At 68.5% G+C, this 13,999-nt stretch carries 17 protein-coding genes and 2 pseudogenes; 15 read left to right on the top strand and 4 right to left on the bottom strand.

Going from position 1 to position 13,999, the window contains the following annotated elements:
- Positions 1 to 3: 3 nt before the first annotated feature.
- Both AAC979_RS23360 and AAC979_RS23365 read right to left on the bottom strand, forming a co-directional pair.
- Positions 4 to 501, bottom strand: coding sequence for an RES family NAD+ phosphorylase (locus tag AAC979_RS23360; RefSeq protein WP_371349399.1), 498 nt, complete (start codon positions 499 to 501; stop codon positions 4 to 6).
- Between the two features lie 6 nt (positions 502 to 507).
- Positions 508 to 858, bottom strand: a complete 351-nt coding sequence (locus tag AAC979_RS23365) for an MbcA/ParS/Xre antitoxin family protein (RefSeq protein ID WP_371349400.1) — start codon at positions 856 to 858, stop codon at positions 508 to 510.
- Positions 859 to 1,183: 325 nt separating this feature from the next.
- On the opposite strand from AAC979_RS23365, the gene AAC979_RS23370 reads away from it, so the two are divergent.
- From AAC979_RS23370 to AAC979_RS23395, 6 genes are all read left to right on the top strand, one after another.
- Positions 1,184 to 2,860, top strand: coding sequence for a ParB/RepB/Spo0J family partition protein (locus AAC979_RS23370; RefSeq protein WP_371349401.1), 1,677 nt, complete (start codon positions 1,184 to 1,186; stop codon positions 2,858 to 2,860).
- An 89-nt stretch (positions 2,861 to 2,949) separates the two neighbouring features.
- On the top strand, positions 2,950 to 3,426 hold the full coding sequence (locus tag AAC979_RS23375) for a hypothetical protein (protein ID WP_371349402.1): 477 nt from the start codon (positions 2,950 to 2,952) through the stop codon (positions 3,424 to 3,426).
- Positions 3,423 to 4,310, top strand: a complete 888-nt coding sequence (locus AAC979_RS23380; RefSeq protein ID WP_371349403.1) for a hypothetical protein — start codon at positions 3,423 to 3,425, stop codon at positions 4,308 to 4,310. Before AAC979_RS23375 ends, AAC979_RS23380 begins: the two co-directional genes overlap by 4 nt.
- Entirely contained in the window at positions 4,307 to 4,681 is a 375-nt protein-coding gene (locus tag AAC979_RS23385) for a hypothetical protein (protein ID WP_371349404.1), read from the top strand. Before AAC979_RS23380 ends, AAC979_RS23385 begins: the two co-directional genes overlap by 4 nt.
- On the top strand, positions 4,678 to 4,890 hold the full coding sequence (locus AAC979_RS23390) for a hypothetical protein (protein WP_371349405.1): 213 nt from the start codon (positions 4,678 to 4,680) through the stop codon (positions 4,888 to 4,890). Before AAC979_RS23385 ends, AAC979_RS23390 begins: the two co-directional genes overlap by 4 nt.
- Positions 4,891 to 5,805: 915 nt before the next feature.
- Positions 5,806 to 6,393 carry a hypothetical protein gene (locus AAC979_RS23395; protein ID WP_371349406.1) on the top strand — a complete coding sequence of 196 codons (588 nt, stop codon included), beginning with the start codon at positions 5,806 to 5,808 and terminating at the stop codon, positions 6,391 to 6,393.
- Positions 6,394 to 6,512: 119 nt separating this feature from the next.
- On the opposite strand, the gene AAC979_RS23400 is transcribed toward AAC979_RS23395, so the two are convergent.
- Positions 6,513 to 7,904: an IS1182 family transposase gene (locus AAC979_RS23400; protein ID WP_371349407.1), complete on the bottom strand. Its 1,392-nt coding sequence runs from the start codon at positions 7,902 to 7,904 to the stop codon at positions 6,513 to 6,515.
- Between the two features lie 510 nt (positions 7,905 to 8,414).
- Between AAC979_RS23400 and AAC979_RS23405 the strand changes: the two genes are divergently transcribed.
- From AAC979_RS23405 to AAC979_RS23425, 5 genes are all read left to right on the top strand, one after another.
- Complete coding sequence (locus tag AAC979_RS23405) at positions 8,415 to 9,344, top strand: ArdC family protein (RefSeq protein ID WP_371349408.1); 930 nt, start codon at positions 8,415 to 8,417, stop codon at positions 9,342 to 9,344.
- The gene (locus AAC979_RS23410; protein WP_371349409.1) at positions 9,344 to 10,213 is read left to right on the top strand and encodes a hypothetical protein; all 870 of its coding nucleotides are present in this window, start codon (positions 9,344 to 9,346) and stop codon (positions 10,211 to 10,213) included. Before AAC979_RS23405 ends, AAC979_RS23410 begins: the two co-directional genes overlap by 1 nt.
- Before the next feature lie 57 nt (positions 10,214 to 10,270).
- Positions 10,271 to 10,576: a type II toxin-antitoxin system RelB/DinJ family antitoxin gene (locus tag AAC979_RS23415; RefSeq protein WP_371349410.1), complete on the top strand. Its 306-nt coding sequence runs from the start codon at positions 10,271 to 10,273 to the stop codon at positions 10,574 to 10,576.
- Complete coding sequence (locus tag AAC979_RS23420) at positions 10,573 to 10,866, top strand: type II toxin-antitoxin system RelE/ParE family toxin (RefSeq protein WP_371349411.1); 294 nt, start codon at positions 10,573 to 10,575, stop codon at positions 10,864 to 10,866. The genes AAC979_RS23415 and AAC979_RS23420 overlap by 4 nt, the downstream gene beginning before the upstream one ends.
- Positions 10,867 to 11,112: 246 nt before the next feature.
- Positions 11,113 to 11,271, top strand: a complete 159-nt coding sequence (locus AAC979_RS23425; RefSeq protein ID WP_371349412.1) for a hypothetical protein — start codon at positions 11,113 to 11,115, stop codon at positions 11,269 to 11,271.
- Positions 11,272 to 12,098: 827 nt separating this feature from the next.
- Here the strand turns inward: AAC979_RS23425 and AAC979_RS23430 are convergent.
- A complete protein-coding gene (locus tag AAC979_RS23430) occupies positions 12,099 to 12,665 on the bottom strand; it encodes an IS110 family transposase (RefSeq protein ID WP_371349413.1) in 567 nt (188 codons plus the stop codon).
- On the opposite strand from AAC979_RS23430, the pseudogene AAC979_RS23435 reads away from it, so the two are divergent.
- The 4 genes and pseudogenes from AAC979_RS23435 to AAC979_RS23450 all read left to right on the top strand — a co-directional run.
- Positions 12,627 to 12,782 (top strand): annotated as a pseudogene (locus tag AAC979_RS23435) (integrase); the annotation flags it as partial. The gene AAC979_RS23430 and the pseudogene AAC979_RS23435 overlap by 39 nt on opposite strands.
- A gap of 51 nt (positions 12,783 to 12,833) precedes the next feature.
- Entirely contained in the window at positions 12,834 to 12,980 is a 147-nt protein-coding gene (locus AAC979_RS23440) for a hypothetical protein (protein ID WP_371349417.1), read from the top strand.
- 437 nt (positions 12,981 to 13,417) lie between these two features.
- Positions 13,418 to 13,717 (top strand): DUF736 domain-containing protein, encoded by a 300-nt coding sequence (locus AAC979_RS23445; RefSeq protein WP_371349414.1) that lies wholly within the window; start codon positions 13,418 to 13,420, stop codon positions 13,715 to 13,717.
- Between the two features lie 137 nt (positions 13,718 to 13,854).
- Positions 13,855 to 13,974: pseudogene (locus AAC979_RS23450) on the top strand (antirestriction protein ArdC); the annotation flags it as partial.
- Positions 13,975 to 13,999: the final 25 nt, after the last annotated feature.

Raw genomic sequence — 13,999 nt, forward strand, 5'->3', positions numbered from 1 at the left:
GCTTCAGCGCGACAGGCGGTTCTCGTCGTCAATCAGCACGAGCCGGGCGGGCGCCGCGTTGGACCATCGCCACAAGACGAGGTTCAAATCCTCAGCGGTCGAGCCGGCGGCGAAACTGCGGACCAGCAGGCCGTTATAGCCGGCACCGATCAGGCGCCGGGCGAGAGCCTGGGTCTTCGCTTCGCCGCTGGCCTTCATCTGATCCCGCCAGGTCGTGTCGGCGATCGCAGCCGCATCCATTCCCTCTGCCGACAGCGCGGCATCATCCCGGCAATCGAAGATGCCATCGATCTCCGCCTCATAGGCGACGAGTGTCGTCGGCTGTAGATTGCCGACCTGGTTGGCTTCGCGCAGCGCCGTCATGACCGAGAGCGACGTGTAGAGCGCGGGCACGCCTTTCGGATTGAAGCGTCCGCCATAGAGTTCGGCGCCGCGGCCCGACAGCGGCTCGCGGGCATAGATCGGGTTCAGTGCCCGGTAGAGCTTGCCGTCATGGCGCATGAGCGGTCAGGCGTGAACGCCGGCGTCGACAGCGTCGATATAGTCGAGCACATCGTCGGCCCGGCCGCTGCGCACGAGCTGCATCGCCGTCTGCCCGGAAAATCCCGGCAAGGGCTCCGACCGATACCAGGCATAGGCCATCAGCGCCGAACCGAAGCGCGGCTCGACCTTGTTGATGACCTCGATCATCTCGCGCAGCCGGCGCTGCGTCTTGTCCGAGCGGATCCGGTCCCTGCGCTGGATGGCGTCCTTGCCGAGACCAGCCGTGCGGGCGATCTCCTCGCTCGTAGTCCGGAAGGCTTCGGCGATGCGCCGCGGCGCGAAAATGCCATCATCCGCGTATTGGGCGAGGCCCATGGCTCAGACCTCCATGTCTCTGTGCCGGTGATATTGACGCAATGTAGCGTCAGAAGAAGCGGAATGCAAGAGAAGGGAGAGGGAGGAGGAATGCCCGCTCGCAGATCGGTCGGACCGCTGACGCTGGCGCTCAACCGCGCCCCACGCGATCCCGGCCCGTCGTCCTGCGCAGGGCTGAAAGCCCTGCTGGTCCAGCCGGGCAGGGATGCTCGGCCGCAGTTGCACCGGCCCGTCCGCTCCGCGGGCCGGGGGGTGTCTTCGGAAAGAAGACGAGAGAGGGCCGCCCGGCCGGGCTGGTCCGCAACCCCCTGGATGGAGCATCCCTATGCACCTCATGAAAGTCGATCCGCGTGCGCTGAAGGAAAACCCCGACCGCGCGCGCCAGACCAAGGCAACGCCGCAGGCCGACGCCTTGCTGCTCGCCACCATCAAGGCCGTCGGCCTCGTGCAGCCGCCCGTGATCACCCCCGAAGCCGGCGGCGGCAACGGCTACATCATCAATGCCGGCCACCGCCGCGTGAAGCAGGCGATCGCCGCCGGCCTCGAGGAGATCGATGTTCTCGTCGCGGACGCGTCGAACGACAACGGCGCCATGCGTTCGATGATCGAGAACATCGCCCGCGAGCCGCTGAACCCGGTCGACCAGTGGCGCGCGATCGAGCGCCTGGTGGCCCTCGACTGGACGGAGGAAGCCATCGCCATCGCGCTGGCGCTGAACGTCCGTCGCATCAAGCAGCTGCGCCTGCTCGCCAATGTGCTGCCGGCGATGCTCGATCACATGGCAAAAGGCGACATGCCCGACGAGCGCCAGCTGCGCACCATCGCCGCAGCCTCGATCGACGAGCAGAAGGAGGTCTGGAAGAAGCACAAGCCGTCCAAGGGCGATCCGCAGGTCTCGTGGTGGAGCGTCGCCCAGGGCCTGCAGAAGAAGCGCATGTATGCCCGGCACGCGAGCTTCGGCGACGACCTCGCCCAGGCCTACGGCATCGAGTGGGTCGAGGACCTGTTCGCTCCGGCCGACGAGGACAGCCGCTACACCACCAATGTCGAGGCCTTCCTCGGCGCGCAGCAGGAGTGGATGGCCAACAACCTGCCCAAGAAGGGCATCATCGCCGAGTCCACCAACTGGGGCGAGGTGAAGCTGCCGCCGAAGGCCGAGCGCGTCCACGGCAAGCCGACGAAGTCGGATTGCACGGCGATGTATCTCGACCGCGATGGCCGCGTGCAGAGCGTGCACTACCGCATGCCCGAGCCCAGGAAGGCCAAGGGCAAGGCGGGGAGCGATTCCGACAGCACGGCGGACGAGGTCGGCGTCGTGGCGAAGACCCGCCCCGACGTGACGCGCAAGGGCGTCGAGATGATCGGCGACTTCCGCACCGACGCGCTGCGCGAGGCCCTCGGCCGCGCCCCGATCGAGGACGACACGCTGATGGCGCTGCTCATCCTCGCCTTCGCCGGCCAGAACGTCTCCGTCACCACCGGCAGCGGCGGCGTATATTACGGCCACAGCCGGCTGGCGAAGCATGCAGCCATCCTGTTCGACGGCGAGGGCAAGCTCGCCTTCGACATGGACACGCTGCGGGTTGCGGCCCGATCGATGCTCGTCGACGTGTTCTCGTGCCGGGAGAACGCCACCAATAGTGGCATCGTCGCCCGCATCGCCGGCGCCACGGTCGGGGCGGACGGCTTCCTCCCCAATATGGGGACCGACGACTTCCTGTCGTGCCTGGCACGCCCGGCACTGGAGGCGTCGTGCAAGGACACCCCGGTCCTGCCGCGTCAGCGGGTGAAGGATACGCGCGCGGCGCTCGTCGAGCACTTCAAGGAAGCTCGTTTCGTCCACCCGGCCGCGCTCTTCGCTCCGGATGCGACGGCGCTCGCTGCGTGGCTGTCGTCCAACACCTCGTCCGAGGATGGCGACGAAGCCGATGAAGAAGCCGACGGCGCGACCGCCGAGCCGTCCGACGAGGACGGCGAGGCCTTCAGGGAAGCCGCCGAATAGGCCCGCTCCTCTTCCCCTCCGATTGAACCCCGCCGCCGGCATCGCCGGCGGCGGCTTTGTTTCCGACACCCCGCGAAGGGAGACTTTCCATGTCCGCACAACTGATCTTCGACCGCGTGCCGCTCGGCGCGCTTGTCCGCTACGCCGACGGATCGCCGCGGCCGCCCGAACGTCATCGCAAGAAGCTCTCCGCCTGGGAGAACCGCAACAGCAGCGGGAGGCTTATCGCCAAGCGCGCGCCGGCTGTCGTCGGCAGCACCACGCTGCCCGCCTCGATCACCCTGCACAAGGGGGACTTCGGCAGCGGCGGCGTCATCGTACTGCGCGTTCACCAGACCTTCTCGGTGAACAGCGACCTCACCTTCACCGTCGTCGAGCGGCCCGCCATCGGTTCGGTCCTGGTCCTCGACCGTGCCGGCGCGGGCGGCGAGCTCGTCCACCTCGCGGAAAGCCGCGAGGCCGCGCAGACCTGGCTGAAGAGCCATGGCTACCCGCACGCCGTGCTCCACGAGGTCACGGCCGACGAGGCTGCCATCGGCGCCGACGGGGGGAGGGCCGCGGCATGAACGCGACAGCTGCCGCCAACGACATCGAAGAGGCCCCTGGATTTCCGGGGGTTTCCTTCGGTCGCGGCGCCGACGGGCTTCTCGTCGCGCTGGTCGGCGACACCGCCTTCGCCATGGCGCCGGCGCGCGATGGCCGGCATTATCTCGTCAGTGGCTGGCGCATCCGCAAGCCGATGGCACAGTGGTCCCGCTCCGACTTCTACGGCCATTGCGGCGAGCTCGCCGACGAGGCGGCATTTCGTGCCCGCGTCCTCGAAAGCGCCGAGCATCAGCGGGAGAAGCGGGCGCTCGGCCGCAAGGAGGTTTATTCGCGCGCGAGCACACCATTGGGCGCCTCGCAGGGTGCGACGCTCTACGCCGAGGACGTCGTCTTCCACTCCACGGCCGGCCATGGCGGCTTCCACATCTCGGCCGACCGCAATCGGAACGTCCATCCGCTCCTTCGCGCCGAGGGCGGTTGGTACGAAGAGGATGAGTCCTGGGCCGCAGTTGCGATCACGTTCCCGCATCTGTTCACCGCCTTTGAGCGGCGCTGTGCCGAGCGCACGATCAAGGACAGCTGGCCCGATGCCTGGGAGGCGATCTTCGGCACCGTGCTGCTCCCCGGCGAGTCCCGCGAGAAGGATCGCCGCGACTTCGAGCGCGATCATGCCGCTGACTGGATCGTCGCCTCGGCGATCACGTCGGACCAGCAGCCAGGCTTCGTCGAGGTTGTCGCGACGCTCGGCGGCAAGCGCGGTCCGGGAACCGAGGAACGGCGATTCCTCGTCCCATCGGCCGAGTACCGGATCGGTCGCTTCCGCTTCATCATCGATCCGGCCCGGCATCGCGTCTATGGCGGGCCGTCGAGCTTCATCGGCTGGAGCGGGAGGGTGGTCACATGACCGCGCGCGCCGACCGCTTCGCCGAGCTCTCCCGCATGCAGGAGGCGCGCCGTGAGATCCAGCGTCAGCTCGACAGGATCAATCGTCAGATCACCCGGCGGATGACGGCCTTCATCCCGCAGTTGAAGCCGCGACACAGCTTCTTCCGGCGCGGCAAGGCTCCCGAGCCAAGCGCATTCCTCGAGCGCTATCGCGCGCAGCTTGCGGCGCTCACGGCCGAGCGACAGCCCGAGATCGATGCCTTTTCGCGAAAGCTCGCCCGGCAGGACCTGGCGATCGCCGCGCTCCGCGACCGCCTCGGATGCCCGGAGTGCGAACCGACCGAGGCGCGCCGAGAGTCCCGAAGGACGGCGAGGGAGCAAACGCCATGAAGCGCAAGGCGTCACGGCCGCCGAAACATCCTCTCGTCGCTCATTGGGACGATGAGCGCGACATCGGCAACGGCATCATCGTCACGCTGCACCCCGACCATTTCTTCTACGACGATTGCCGGGTGATGGGCTTCGACACGGTGCGCGCAGCGCGTGAAGCCCTTCGGAGCGTCGCCGCGAGATCGGAACGGCAGGAGCGGCGCTCATGAGATTCCGCTGCCATCGCTGCGGCCAGACATGGCCGGACCATCCCGTCACCCGCGTTCCCTGCCCGACATGTCGGGCCGCCGCAGGGACGTGGTGTCGCCGACCGTCGGGGCACCGCGCCATGGAGCTCCACGTCGATCGCGAGCACAGTGCGCTCGCCATGGGATGCCTCCAGCGATGCCCCGGCCCAGCCGGCGACGCTCAGCTGAGCCTCGACCTGCAGCCGTCGAAGCGTGCGCTGGAGATGCTGCCGAGCGTGTATCCGTCTCCCGGCCGTTCGACGTCGCGGGGCGCATGAACGTTGGGCCGTCGCGGGCAGCCTCCCCGCCCAGACGCGCCCATACCGCCCCCCGGCGTTCACCGTCATCCCACATCGTGCGGTGGATCCCCGAATCCGCTCGATGGCGCATCCTCGTCTTCGGCGCCGCATCCGCTGCCGTCGCGCTGTACCCCGGAGGCTTGGCGCGCCGAGGTCACGGGCTCGACCGGCTCTGGCGAGCGAAGGCCGGGCGCGTCCGATCGCGCGCGACGCTTTGCCGGCCCCCTTTCGTCAAGGACGACGGCTCCTGCACGGCGAGACGGCCTGTCATGGCGGTCTTTGCCGGTCGGCTTCCCATGTCGAGAGTCCGGTCCGCCGGACCTCCCCCCGGGTTTGTCGCGGTCTTAAGCCGGCGGCCGGGCGCTTCAAGGCCGCTTCGCGCCGCGTTGCGGCCGGAACCGCCACTCTCGCAGGGCGTGCCCGCGTCCCGCGCGAGTGCCTGAAGGCCCTGCTTGGCCGCACGCCCACCCCGCTCGATCCGGCGTCCCCGGACCCTGAAGCACCCGTCTTTCCGCCGGCTTGTTCCGACCGCACCCGCAGGGAGGACCGGCTGGAGCCGGTCCGGGCCTCGGGAGAAACCGAACGAAAGGAAATCGCCATGACCAAGTCCGCTGCCGCTCCTCGCCAGGCCGCCAAGGTCGTCCAGCTCCGCAAGGGCACCACCCTCGAAATGGTCAAGCTGTGCTGCGCCGACGCCGCCACCGCCACGCTCATCTCCGAGCGCTTCGGCCTCACCGTGGTCGACGGCGACGGCATCCGCGAGCTTCATCACCGCCTGATCGTCGAGACCGCCGGCAGCCTCGACGAGGGCCTGGGCGAGCGCGCGATGCAGATCCATCTCCAGCGCATCGTCGGCGCCTATGTCGGCTCCGCCCATGGGGCCGGGCAGTTCTACAGCCGCGCGGTGACGGAGGCCCGCGACGCCACGGCCAAGGCCGCCAACGATACCCGCGACGAGGACCTCGACGGCCCGGTCGGCTTCGACAGCGCCGCGCAGCGCAAGCGCGAGTTCGCGGCTGACATGGCCCTGCAGTCCTACGCCCTGCGCATGGCGGCCGAGGGCGCCGTCGCTGCCTATGAGCACGTTGTCGGCGAGCGCTGGAAGCCCTTCGAGCGCCCGGTCGAGAACCCGGGCCAGAGCGTTGACCGCAAGGCGGCCGAGCTGCAGATGGCCGCCTTCGGCTGAGCTGCCCCTGGGCGAGGCTTCGGCCTCGCCCTCATCTCTCACTACCAAAAGGCCGGCCCATCAGGCAGGCTGTGTGGAAACGATTGGAGGCTCCGGTTTTTCCGGAGCCTCTTTTTGTTTCAGGCGGCGGCTTGGCTGATATTGGTCGCGCGCAGGATGTTGTAGGCGAGGACGGAGAGGGCCATCTCGGTGCGTGTCCCCTTGAGGTTTCGGGTGAGGAAGCGTCCGCCGGCGGTCATCCTCTTGAGGGTGCCGAAGGGATGTTCCACGGCGCAGCGCCGTGCCCGCATCATCTGCGGCGTGGCGCGCGCATCCATCCGGTTGAGGGCCTCCTCATCCAGGTGGCGGGTGACCAGGCGCCGGGCGGCGGTGGTGCAGCGGGGCTTGAGCGCGCAGCCGGAGCAATCGGGCGAGGCGTAGATGACGGCGCGATCCCTGCGCTGCAGCTGCTTGCGCAGGAGCCTGCGTCCGGCCGGACAGGCGAAACTGTCGCTTGCGGCCTCATAGGTGAAGGCGGTGCGGTCGAACAGCGTGCCGTCGCCCTGGCTGTTGACGGAGCGCTGGGCGGGCACGCAGGCGATGATGCCGTCGCGCTCGCAGGCGCTGGCATGGGCGCCGTTGTCGAATCCCTTATCGGCGACCACCGCCAACGCGTCGCGGCCGAGGCTCGCCTTGGTGGCGCGCGCCATGGGGTGAAGCTGACGCCGGTCGGTGGGTTCGTCGGTGACGTCGTGATGGACGATCAGGCCGGTGTCGGCATCCACGGCGGTCTGCACATTGTAGGAGGGTGGCTTGGGGCCCCGTCCGGCGCCCATGGGGCGCACGTCCTCCTCCCCGTCGACCAGGGTCGTCCGATCCGTCTCGTCGAGCCTCGCCGCCATGAGGTCAAGCTCCGTGCGCCGGGCGCGAAGGGCAGCGAGCGCCGCCTCGACTGCCTCGGGCGCATCGTCGGGCTCGGTCGCATCGGCCGCGTCCAGGCCGGCGAGATAAGCGGCGATCGTGGCATCGAGCCGCGCCGCTTCCCGCCCGATCTCCTGACGGCCCATGATCTTCTGTGCGCTCGCCGCAGCGCGGAACTTCGACCCGTCCAGGGCCACCAGCCGGGCCGAGAACAGGCCCGCATCCCGGCACACCAGCACGAAGGCCCGGCAGGCGCCGACGATGGCGGGGCCGTTGTCGCGACGGAAGTCGGCGATGGTCTTGAAGTCCGGCGCAAGCTGCCGCAGCAGCCACATGGCCTCGACATCCCGCCAGCAGGCCCGCTCCAGCCGCCGCGACGAGCGGACCTCGTTGAAATAGCCCCACACATAGAGCTTCAGGAGATCGCGCGGATCATAGCCCGGCCGGCCGGTCGCCGCGGGCGCGGCCCGCCCGAACCCCAGCGCCTCAACATCCAGTCCATCGACAAAGGCGTCGATCACCCGAACCGGCGCATCGCCGGCCACGTAATCCTCGATCCGCGCCGGCAGAAGCGACGCCTGTCCCCGATCCGTGCCGACAATGTACCCCATGAAAATGGCCGCCCCGTTCCCGAGGCGGCCATCTTATCAATCAGACGCTTTCCACACAGCCTGCATCAGGGTCGGCCTTTTCTCTTGTCGCCATCGCGTCCTGCCGGCGCGGGGCTCTACTTGCTGAGCCGCCGAGGACGATCTTTTCGACGGAGCGCTGCGCAGATTGGTCAGCACGGCGGCGACATTCGTTCGAGCAGTCGGCCCCTTTTAGCCGGATATCACGCCTGCGACCTGTCTCGCCCCTCTGCGAATTTCCAGACCGTGACGATGGGAGAGCGGCCGGGAGTGGCGCGCTGGCGCGGCCCGTCCCGGACGGCGGTCCTGCCGGGTCCGGCGGCCCGCGCAACGGCTGCGCCGTCCTCCACTGCGTTCCGGCCCTGACCACCCCGTCGCGCAGGCGCGCCGGGGACCCCGGTCGGGTGCGCGGACCTCATGACCGTCCCCGCCTGACGGACCTCCGTGACGGGGCCGCGATCGGCGCGGCCTCCATGAAGGAGGTTCGGGACAATGAAAAGGAAGGAAAGCAGGCCGCGCACCGACATCTATGCGCAGATCACGGAAAAACTCGTCGCCGCGCTGGAGAAGGGGGTGCGTCCTTGGGTGCAGCCCTGGAGCGCAGGCAATGTGAAGGGCCGCGTGACGCGGCCGCTGCGCCACAATGGCGAACCCTACACCGGCATGAATGTGCTGCTGCTCTGGTTGGAGAGCATGGCGCGCGGCTTCGCCTCGCCGATGTGGATGACCTTCAGACAGGCATCCGAGCTCGACGCCCATGTCCGCAAGGGCGAAAGCGGCGCGACCGTCGTCTATGCCAGCCGGTTCAAGCGCACGGAGACCGACGCGCGCGGCGACGAGGTCGAGCGGGAAATTCCCTTCCTCAAAGCCTACACCGTCTTCAATTGCGACCAGATCGAGGGCTTGCCGGAACACTACTATGCCCGGCCCGCCGAACCGATCGCCAACCCGATCGAGCGGGTCGCGCATGCCGACCGCTTTTTCGGCAATACCGGGGCAGTGATCCGCCACGGCGGGACGAAGGCCTTCTTCGCCCCGTCCAGCGACCATGTCCAGATGCCGCCGTTCGAGAGCTTCCGCGACGCGGCGAGCTACTACGCCGTTCTTGGACATGAATGCGTCCACTGGGCCGGCGCGTCACATCGGCTCAACCGGGACCTCAGCCGCTACCACCAGGATCGCAGCGAGCGGGCGCGCGAAGAGCTCATCGCCGACATCGGCGCGAGCTTCCTCTGCGCCGATCTCGGCCTGGTGCCGGAGCTCGAGCCGCGGGCGGACCACGCGAGCTACGTCGCCTCCTGGCTCAAGGTGCTGCAGGACGACCGCAGGGCGATCTTCGCCGCAGCTGCCCATGCGCAGCGGGCGGTCGCCTATCTGCACGGCCTTCAGCCATTGGCGGAGAGCGAGCGGGAGGCAGCCTGATGCTTCACGCTCCGCCTTCGAACGGGGAGGGCGCCGAGTCCTCCCCGGCGATCCGCCTGCGCGTGCTCAGCCTCGGCGCCGGCGTGCAGTCCACCACCCTCGCGCTGCTCGCCGCCCATGGCGAGATCGGCCCCATGCCCGACTGTGCGATCTTCGCTGATACGCGCTGGGAGCCCAAGCCGGTCTACGAGCACCTGGCCTGGCTCATGTCGCCCAACGTCCTGCCATTCCCGGTCCATATCGTGTCTGCCGGTGATATCCGGGCGAATCTCATCGCGGCGGCGGGAGGCCGCCGCTGGGAATCGATCCCCGCGTTCACGCGCCGTGTGGACCGGCAGGGGCGCGTCTCGGTCGGCATGATTCGGCGCCAATGCACCGGCGACTACAAGATCGATCCAATCCGTCGGAAGGTGCGCGCGCTCGCCGGCTTGACGCGCCGGCGGTCGCCGGCCGTGCCGGTTGTCGAGCAATGGATCGGCATCTCGACCGACGAGATCATCCGCATGAAGCCGAGCTTCGAGAGCTGGCGCCTCAACCGCTGGCCGCTCGTCGAAAGGCGCATGTCGCGACGCGACTGCCTGTCCTGGCTGGAGCGGCACGGCTATCCGCGGCCCCCGAAAAGCGCCTGCATCGGCTGCCCGTTCCACAGCGACGCGGCGTGGCGGCGCCTGCGCGACGACGATCCGGCGGGCTGGGCCGATGCGGTCGCGGTCGACCGGACGATCCGCCGCGGCCTGCGCGGCATCCGGGGCGAGGTCTATCTCCATCGCTCAGCGATGCCACTGGAAGACGCCGACCTCACCACAGCGGCCGATCACGGCCAGCTCGATCTCTGGCCCAACGAATGCGAAGGGATGTGCGGCCTGTAGGCCGGGGCTGGCGCCAGTCATTCAATTGCATTACACTGATGGAACGAGGAGGCGATCATGGCTGCCAACGCACTTGTTCAGACCCGCATCGATGCCGACGTGCGCGACCGCGCATCCGCCGTGCTCGAAGGCATGGGCCTCACCGTGTCGGATGCCGTGCGTATCCTGCTCACCCGTACCGCCAACGAGGGCGCTCTGCCGCTCGAGCTCGTCACCAACAGCGAGGCGCATGACGCCTGGTTCCGGGCAAAGGTGCAGGAGGCACTGCAGGACACCCAGTCCGATATTCCCGATGAGCAGGCCGAGGCGCATTTCGCCGAGCGCCGCGCCGCGGCCCGGCGCAAGGCGGCCCCCGGATCGTGAACCTCGTCTGGTCCGCGCTCGCACTTGCCGATCGCGACAGCATCTTCAGCCATATCGAAGCGGACAATCCGCGCGCGGCGATCGCGGTCGATGAGCGGATCGCGGGCGCTGCGCGCCGGTTGATCGACTTTCCGGAGAGCGGCCGTCCCGGCCGCGTCGCCGGTACGCGGGAACTCGTCATCCCGGGCACACCCTACATCGCCGCCTACGTCGTGACCGTGGAGAAGGTCCGGATTCTCCGTGTCCTGCACGGAGCTCAAAGGTGGCCGGACGAGCTGCCGGAAGGCTGAGCCCGGTTCGGATACGACCGAGGGCGGCCGCAGCGCTGTGCCAGGCCGTCTTCCTCTCAATGACGACCCATCATACCGGCAGTCGGGCCGCGTCAAGGACGCGCGGTGCCCCCAATTTTGCCGCCGCTGCGCGACGACAAAATCGGCACCCCCACGCGCCGGCGCTGCCGGTCGCTGCGCGATCCTTGACCCGTCCCTCCAACGCCCGGTGCGCCGCCTCCCGTCATCGAGACGAAGGAGGTTCACATGACGAAGGTTCTCGACATCTACGCCGAAATCGCTGAGCTGCGCTCCGAGCTCGCGCACTGCATCCTCACCCGCAAGGAGCGCAGGGAGTCGCAACAGCGCCTTGAAGAGCTGCTCGCGGAGGCCGAGCGTCGCAGCCGCGAGGCGGAGGGGGCGTGAGCCCCCTTTTTTGTCGGCGCCGGCACTCCCGGTCCTGAGTCTTCCGCTCTTCGATGCTTCTGGTCGGGCAGGCCCGCACCGCGGGCAGGCGCTCTCGTCTCCGTTGTCCGCCAGCGGGAGGACTAGGCTTGGCGGTCTCGGCCTCTCCCGACCACGGCAGGTTGCCGGTTGCGGGAGCCGGATGGTGACACCTTGCGCGGAGGGTAGCGTTCCAGCCCTGCGGCGAACCGCTGCCGGGCCGTGGGACCGCTTTCGTTATGTCGGCGACGGGATGGGGTGCTGGGCCGGCCAGTGCGGTGCGCGGACCGCGGATCCGCGATCTGGGCGGAGTGAGCGGATAGCGCGCGGCATTGTGCCGTCGGGAGCTTGGCGATCTTCGCGCATGTCGCATTCCCCCGGTGTTGCGACGGCCTCCCCCATGGCGAACCCGATGTGGCAGGTCTGGCCGAAGGACGGGCGCTGCGCGCCCTCGATCTTGTCCCCGCAACGTCCGGCGCTGGCTTTTTTCCGCCGCCGGCCACCCCGAAGGGGACCCCGGCCGGCTTTGCATCGCGAAGCATATGTGGACGCCCCTATCGGGGGAAGATGCATTTTTCGAGCAGGAGCAAGAAACGGTCGGGTGCTTCCATATGTCCGGCCTCTGCGAGGCGGCGCATCTGGCCGCGGGCCCTGATGAAGTCCGCGGATCCTGGTCCCTATCAAAAAAACGCGCTCATATGGCGCAGCCTCGCGAACGGGTTGTCCTGATCCAACGGATTGACCGACTTGCATCATACTCTCTGGTGCACCCCTCCCGAACTGTTGTGAGGCCGAGCCTCGAATGACGATCAGATCGCGGCCGGCGCCGGCGTCACGATGCTGTTGCTGAAGGCACGCTTGCGCATGAGGACCGCCCAGGCAATGCGCGCCAGCTTGTTCGCCAGCGCCACGGTGACGAGCCTTGCCGGCTTCTTTCCCAGCAGCCCGCGCACCCAATCGAGCAGCCGGTCCGGGGAGTTGATCCGCGCCGATCGGATGATCGCGGTGGAACCCACGACGAGTAGCGTGCGCAGGTATTTGTTGCCGGCCTTGGTGATCTTGCCGAGCCGCTCCTTGTTGCCGGACGAGTTCTGCCGTGGCGTCAGCCCGAGCCATGCCGCCATCGCGCGCCCGGAATCGAACTGCGCGGCATCGTCGATCGTCGCGGCCAGCGCGGTCGCGGTCACCAGGCCGATGCCGGGAATCGTGGCGGGCCGGCGGCTGTCCTCGTTGGCCCGGTGCCAGGCGAGCATCTCGGCATCGAGCGTCGCGATCTGCTCTTCGAGCGCTTCGAGCTGTCCGACATGGAGCTCTTCGTCAATGCGCAGGGTGAGCCGATGACCCGTGCAGGGTTCGAGTATGTGCTCGACAAGCATGTCCGCGAGGCGGCCGAGACCTGCGCATCGTTGCGTGATCGGAGCGTGTCGCCACATCAGCTCCGGCACAGCTGCGCGGTCGTCATGCTGCAGGCCACCCACGACATCCGGAAGGTCGCCCTGTGGCTCGGTCATGCCGACATCCGCACGACGGAGGTTTATCTCCGCATGGACCCTTCCGAAAAGCTGGAAGCGGTCGAAGCGGTCGTCCCGCCGGAGCTCAGGCGTGGCCGGTTCAAGGCACCGGATGCGCTGATCGCATCCTTGCTCTTGGACCTGGAGGCACCGGCCGGATCGGAACGGCTCCGCACCTGAAGCGGCTCTCTCGCCCAATCGCCCCGGTCCTGCACCGGCATCATGCTCGACACGGTCTGTGCCGTGTCGAGCGGGGCATGTGTCGTCGGGTCAGAGGCAGGTGGCCGTGACCACGGGAGGGTGATGCACCGGCGGCGCTGAGCATGCTGATGAGGCGCCGACCGCCAGCGTCGATCTCTGCCGATCATGCGGCGAAGCCCCCAGGCGGCCTCTCTTCTGGGCTGGTCTGGCGCCGGCCCGGCCTTGGCCTGCAACGGCTCCGCCGACCTTCTTCCCCTGACCGCAAGCGGTCATTCCTCGCGGGACAACAAGCTCGGCTGCCGCCGTCCTCCGCTGCCGCTGCGGCCCACAAGGGGTGCAGCCGTCCGGTCCGTCGCCTCTCGACCGCCATCGAGGCCGCATCGGGCGGCTTCGGGCAAAGCTCAGGAGATACGACAATGGCTCAGATCGGCACCTTCACCCGCGACGAGAACGGCGCCTATGCCGGGACGATCAAGACCCTCACCCTCAACGTCAAGGCCACCATCAAGCCCTGCGACCGCGACACCGACAAGGCGCCCGACTATCGCGTCACCGCCAACGGCGTCGAGTTCGGCGCCGGCTGGAGCCGGACCGCCCGCGAGACCGGCGCCGAATACCTCTCACTCAAGCTCGACGATCCGTCCTTCACGACCCCGGTCTACGCCTCCCTGGTCCAGGGCGACAAGGGCGAGCACAAGCTCATCTGGTCGCGGTGACCGGCCAAGGGCGCTCCGCTTCCCGCGGGGCGCCCGCCTTCCATCCCCGCAATTATGCGGAGCAGAACCCCCGCCGAAGCCGGCGGCAACACAGACCTTACAGGCCAGCGCTCCGCAAAATCCCGCTCTCCGCATAACTCAAGGTGCTGCAGGACGACCGCAGGGCGATCTCCGCCGCAGCTGCCCATGCGCAGCGGGCGGTCGCCTATCTGCACGGCCTTCAGCCATTGGCGGAGAGCGAGCGGGAGGCAGCCTGATGCTTCACGCTCCGCCTTCGAACGG

Source organism: Ancylobacter sp. IITR112 (assembly GCF_041415945.1).
Lineage (GTDB): Bacteria > Pseudomonadota > Alphaproteobacteria > Rhizobiales > Xanthobacteraceae > Ancylobacter.

Coding starts and splice junctions, on each gene's coding strand:
- AAC979_RS23360 (WP_371349399.1), bottom strand. CDS start 501: ATGCGCCATGACGGCAAGCTCTACCGGGCACTGAACCCGATCTATGCC.
- AAC979_RS23365 (WP_371349400.1), bottom strand. CDS start 858: ATGGGCCTCGCCCAATACGCGGATGATGGCATTTTCGCGCCGCGGCGC.
- AAC979_RS23370 (WP_371349401.1), top strand. CDS start 1,184: ATGCACCTCATGAAAGTCGATCCGCGTGCGCTGAAGGAAAACCCCGAC.
- AAC979_RS23375 (WP_371349402.1), top strand. CDS start 2,950: ATGTCCGCACAACTGATCTTCGACCGCGTGCCGCTCGGCGCGCTTGTC.
- AAC979_RS23380 (WP_371349403.1), top strand. CDS start 3,423: ATGAACGCGACAGCTGCCGCCAACGACATCGAAGAGGCCCCTGGATTT.
- AAC979_RS23385 (WP_371349404.1), top strand. CDS start 4,307: ATGACCGCGCGCGCCGACCGCTTCGCCGAGCTCTCCCGCATGCAGGAG.
- AAC979_RS23390 (WP_371349405.1), top strand. CDS start 4,678: ATGAAGCGCAAGGCGTCACGGCCGCCGAAACATCCTCTCGTCGCTCAT.
- AAC979_RS23395 (WP_371349406.1), top strand. CDS start 5,806: ATGACCAAGTCCGCTGCCGCTCCTCGCCAGGCCGCCAAGGTCGTCCAG.
- AAC979_RS23400 (WP_371349407.1), bottom strand. CDS start 7,904: ATGGGGTACATTGTCGGCACGGATCGGGGACAGGCGTCGCTTCTGCCG.
- AAC979_RS23405 (WP_371349408.1), top strand. CDS start 8,415: ATGAAAAGGAAGGAAAGCAGGCCGCGCACCGACATCTATGCGCAGATC.
- AAC979_RS23410 (WP_371349409.1), top strand. CDS start 9,344: ATGCTTCACGCTCCGCCTTCGAACGGGGAGGGCGCCGAGTCCTCCCCG.
- AAC979_RS23415 (WP_371349410.1), top strand. CDS start 10,271: ATGGCTGCCAACGCACTTGTTCAGACCCGCATCGATGCCGACGTGCGC.
- AAC979_RS23425 (WP_371349412.1), top strand. CDS start 11,113: ATGACGAAGGTTCTCGACATCTACGCCGAAATCGCTGAGCTGCGCTCC.
- AAC979_RS23430 (WP_371349413.1), bottom strand. CDS start 12,665: ATGCTTGTCGAGCACATACTCGAACCCTGCACGGGTCATCGGCTCACC.
- AAC979_RS23440 (WP_371349417.1), top strand. CDS start 12,834: ATGGACCCTTCCGAAAAGCTGGAAGCGGTCGAAGCGGTCGTCCCGCCG.
- AAC979_RS23445 (WP_371349414.1), top strand. CDS start 13,418: ATGGCTCAGATCGGCACCTTCACCCGCGACGAGAACGGCGCCTATGCC.